This window comes from Rhodopirellula europaea 6C (assembly GCF_000338295.1).
Taxonomy (GTDB): Bacteria; Planctomycetota; Planctomycetia; order Pirellulales; family Pirellulaceae; genus Rhodopirellula; species Rhodopirellula europaea.
On the sequence record NZ_ANMO01000069.1, the window covers coordinates 1 to 3,464 of the forward strand.

The following is a 3,464-nucleotide window of genomic DNA, read 5'->3' on the forward strand; positions in this document are numbered from 1 at the left end:
TGGTGGTCCGAATTCTTGGTGAATCCGGCTGCGGAGGTGAGGGGCGTGCCTTGCTGACGCGGCGGGTTGTGAATCGAAGCGTGCGGCCTTGCGGTCGCGGCGCGTTGCGAGAGGCGGGTGGGCTCAGGCGATGATTTCGTGGATAGGGCGGACGTGTTCGACGCCAACCAGCTTTTGATCGAGGCCACCGTAGAAGTAGGACAGATGATTTGGATCGAGTCCCATTTGGTGTAAGATGGTGGCGTGCAGATTGCGAACGTGCAGTGGATTTTCAACCGCTGCGGCACCGAGCTCGTCGGTCGTTCCGTAACTGACACCACCTTTGATTCCGCCTCCGGCCATCCACATGGTGAATCCGTAGGCATTGTGGTCTCGACCGCTGCCGTTGGCGTATTCCGCGGTGGGTTGACGGCCGAATTCACCACCCCAAACGACGAGGGTTTCGTCCAGCATGCCGGTTCGTTTCAAATCGGCCAGCAAGGCAGCGATCGGTTGATCGGTTGCGCCGGCGTGTTTGTTGTGGTTGATTTCGAGGTCGCCGTGAGCGTCCCAGTTGTCGTCGTTGTGGGCACCGCCGCTGTAGAGCTGGATGAACCGAACGCCACGCTGAGCCAAGCGACGCGCGAGCAAGCAGCGTTTACCGAAGGCTTGCGTCTTGGGATTGTTGACGCCGTACATCGAAAGTGTTTCTTCGGTTTCGTCCGAGAGGTCAACGGCTTCCGGTGCAGCGGACTGCATTCGGTAAGCCAGCTCGTAACTGGAGATCCGCGAGGCCAAGGGTTCTTCGCCAACGTGCTGGACTAAGTGCCGACGGTTGGCGTCTTGGATGGAATCGATCAGGCGACGTTGCAGTCCCGGCGGGAAATCCGACGGCGGATTCAAGTCGAGAATTGGATTGCCTTCGGTTCGAAACACGGTGCCTTGGTAGGTGGCAGGCATGTAACCGCTGGACCAGTTTTTCGCTCCGCTGATGGGACCACCGGTTGGATCGAGCATCACGACGAAGCCGGGCATGTTTTGGTTTTCGCTGCCCAGTCCATACGTCAGCCAGGATCCCAAGGCCGGCGAGCCGGAGAGGATTTTTCCGCTGTTCATCATCAGCATGGCGGAGCCGTGGATTGGCGAGTCCGCGGTCAGCGAATGCAGGAAGGCGATGTCGTCGACGTGTTTGGCGACGTTGGGGAACAGCGTGCTGACCATTTTGCCGCACTCGCCGTGGGGAGCGAAATCCCAGCGAGGTTCAACGATTCGGCCACCGGCTTTGTGTCCGCCGCGGCCGAACGTTTTGACGTCGACGGTTTTTCCGTCCATGCCTTTCATGGCGGGTTTGTGATCGAACGTGTCGATGTGGCTGGGGCCGCCATACATGAACAGGAAGATCACCGTTTTTGCTTTGGGGGCGAAGTGCGGTGGTTTGACCGCCATCGGTCCGGCTGAGCCAGCGACTTGAGAGGCGGGCGATGCCGAAGCATGTGGCAACAATCCATCGGAAGCCAGCATCGAGCTGAGTGCGGCTGCACCAAAGCCGCATCCGGTTTCCCAGACGAATTCGCGACGGGTTCGGCCACAGAAGTTACCGGAATGGCTTGATCGAGATGCATTCATGGCGTGATGAGCAGGAAGCATGGTGGAAGGAAGGCGGGGTCAGACTGGGCCAAGAAGAAATGACGCTGGTTCTTAGATACAGTCCGCATCCCCATTGTAAACGACTTTTGGGAACCGAGGCAATCGATTCGTAAAAAATCCAGTTTTCTGGGCATCACTTTTGGTCGATCGAGTGCGTTAAACTGCTGGCAAAATCACTCTATCCCCTCCCGAATTGAGTCTCGCCTTGTCTGTGCATAAGCCACTTCGTTTTCCCGCCAATGCTGCTCCAACGGCACTCAAACAGTTCGCACTGACGCTGCAATCCGAGTCCTATCGCTACCGAACGCCGATGAAGTTCGGCGGGCGAGTGGTGGAAGAGGTCACGGTTTTGACAGCCGAGTGCACCGCAACGAACCAAGCCGGTCAAGTCGCCGAGGGGGACAAGATCGGGGTGGGCAGCATGACGATGGGAGTGACCTGGGCGTGGCCGGACGCGGCTTTGTCGGATGCCGCGAAGCTGGATGTGGTGATGGAATTGGCGAGCCGAATGGCGGCGCAGGCCAATGAGTTGTCGGGCACATTGACGGGGCACCCGATGGAGATCTGCTTGCAGTTGGCGGGTCGCCGCGACGAGTTGGTGGATGCGGTGGCGAGTGGGCACGAGCTGACGTCGCCGATTCCGGAGCTGGCGATCCTGTTGGCCGCGTCGCCGATCGAAGCCGCTTTGTTTGACGCTCACGGGAAAGCGGCCGGGCAGAGCAGTTACAGTTTGTTGTCGGCGGAGCATCTTCCGCCGGATTTGGCCGAAATGACTGGCGACGACCGCTACGCTGGTCTGCGATTGGATTCCTTCATCTCTCAGTCGCCCGTCGCGACGTTGCCGCTGTATCACCTGGTCGGGGCTTTGGATCCGTTGACGGAGGCTGAATTGACGACGCCTGTCGGCGATGGGTTGCCGGAAACGCTCGGTGAGTGGATCACTCGCAACGAGTTGACTCATTTGAAGATCAAGCTGAACGGCGACGATGCGGATTGGGATTTCCGCCGTGTTCGCGACATCAACACGGTTGCCAATGAGACGACGGACCGCGGCGCGTCGACGGGAAAGCCGTGGTGGTTCTCGCTGGATTTCAATGAGCGCTGCGAGGACGAAGCGTATGTGTTGGGGTTGCTGGATCGATTGGAAACGGAATGCCCGGAAGCGTTTGAGCGGATCCAGTACATCGAACAGCCGACGCATCGTGATCTGAAACGGCCGAACGCGGTGACGATGCATCAGGCGGCGGCGCGGATCCCGGTGGTGATCGATGAGTCACTGACTGGATTGGAAAGTCTGCACCTGGCGGTCTCGCAGGGGTACAGCGGCATTGCGCTGAAGGCTTGCAAGGGGCATGCGGAAGCGCTGTTGCTGGGCGCGATCGCGGTGCACGAGAATTTGTTCTTGTGCGTGCAAGACCTGACGTGTGTGGGGGCGTCGCTTCTGCACTCGGCGTCTTTGTCGGCCCATATTCCTGGCGTGGCCGCAGTGGAGAGCAATGGGCGTCAGTATTGCCCCGAGGGCAACGCGGAATGGATGGCGAAGTTCGGGCCGATGTTTGAGGTCCGCGGCGGTAGCGTGCCGACGAGTTGCTTGGATGGGCCGGGGCTTGGGTATTGAACGCGGCGGGATCTGAATTCTTGGCGAATCCGGCTGCGGAGTTGAGGGGCGGGGCCTTGCTGACGCGGCGGGTTATGAATCGAAGCGTGCGGCCTTGCGGTCGCGGGGACGCAGAGGCTTGGGGTGAGTTTGGAGGTCGTGCAGTTTTATCTCACCCTCCCTTTGGGAGGGTCGGCCCGCTTCGGGCCGGGGAGGGGTACGCGCTGTTTCCGATGCTCGA

2 protein-coding genes are annotated in these 3,464 nt (G+C 59.8%); one reads left to right on the top strand and one right to left on the bottom strand.

Translation table 11 applies throughout. The annotated features are described in order from the left end of the window. Positions 1-123 precede the first annotated feature (123 nt). On the bottom strand, positions 124-1,605 hold the full coding sequence (locus RE6C_RS05910; protein WP_039961296.1) for a DUF1501 domain-containing protein: 1,482 nt from the start codon (positions 1,603-1,605) through the stop codon (positions 124-126). A 226-nt stretch (positions 1,606-1,831) separates the two neighbouring features. On the opposite strand from RE6C_RS05910, the gene RE6C_RS05920 reads away from it, so the two are divergent. Beyond that, positions 1,832-3,244: a mandelate racemase/muconate lactonizing enzyme family protein gene (locus RE6C_RS05920; RefSeq protein WP_039961297.1), complete on the top strand. Its 1,413-nt coding sequence runs from the start codon at positions 1,832-1,834 to the stop codon at positions 3,242-3,244. Positions 3,245-3,464 lie beyond the last annotated feature (220 nt).

Excerpts from the sequence above, each read along its gene's own strand:
- RE6C_RS05910 (WP_039961296.1), bottom strand. The coding sequence starts at position 1,605 with ATGAATGCATCTCGATCAAGCCATTCCGGTAACTTCTGTGGCCGAACC.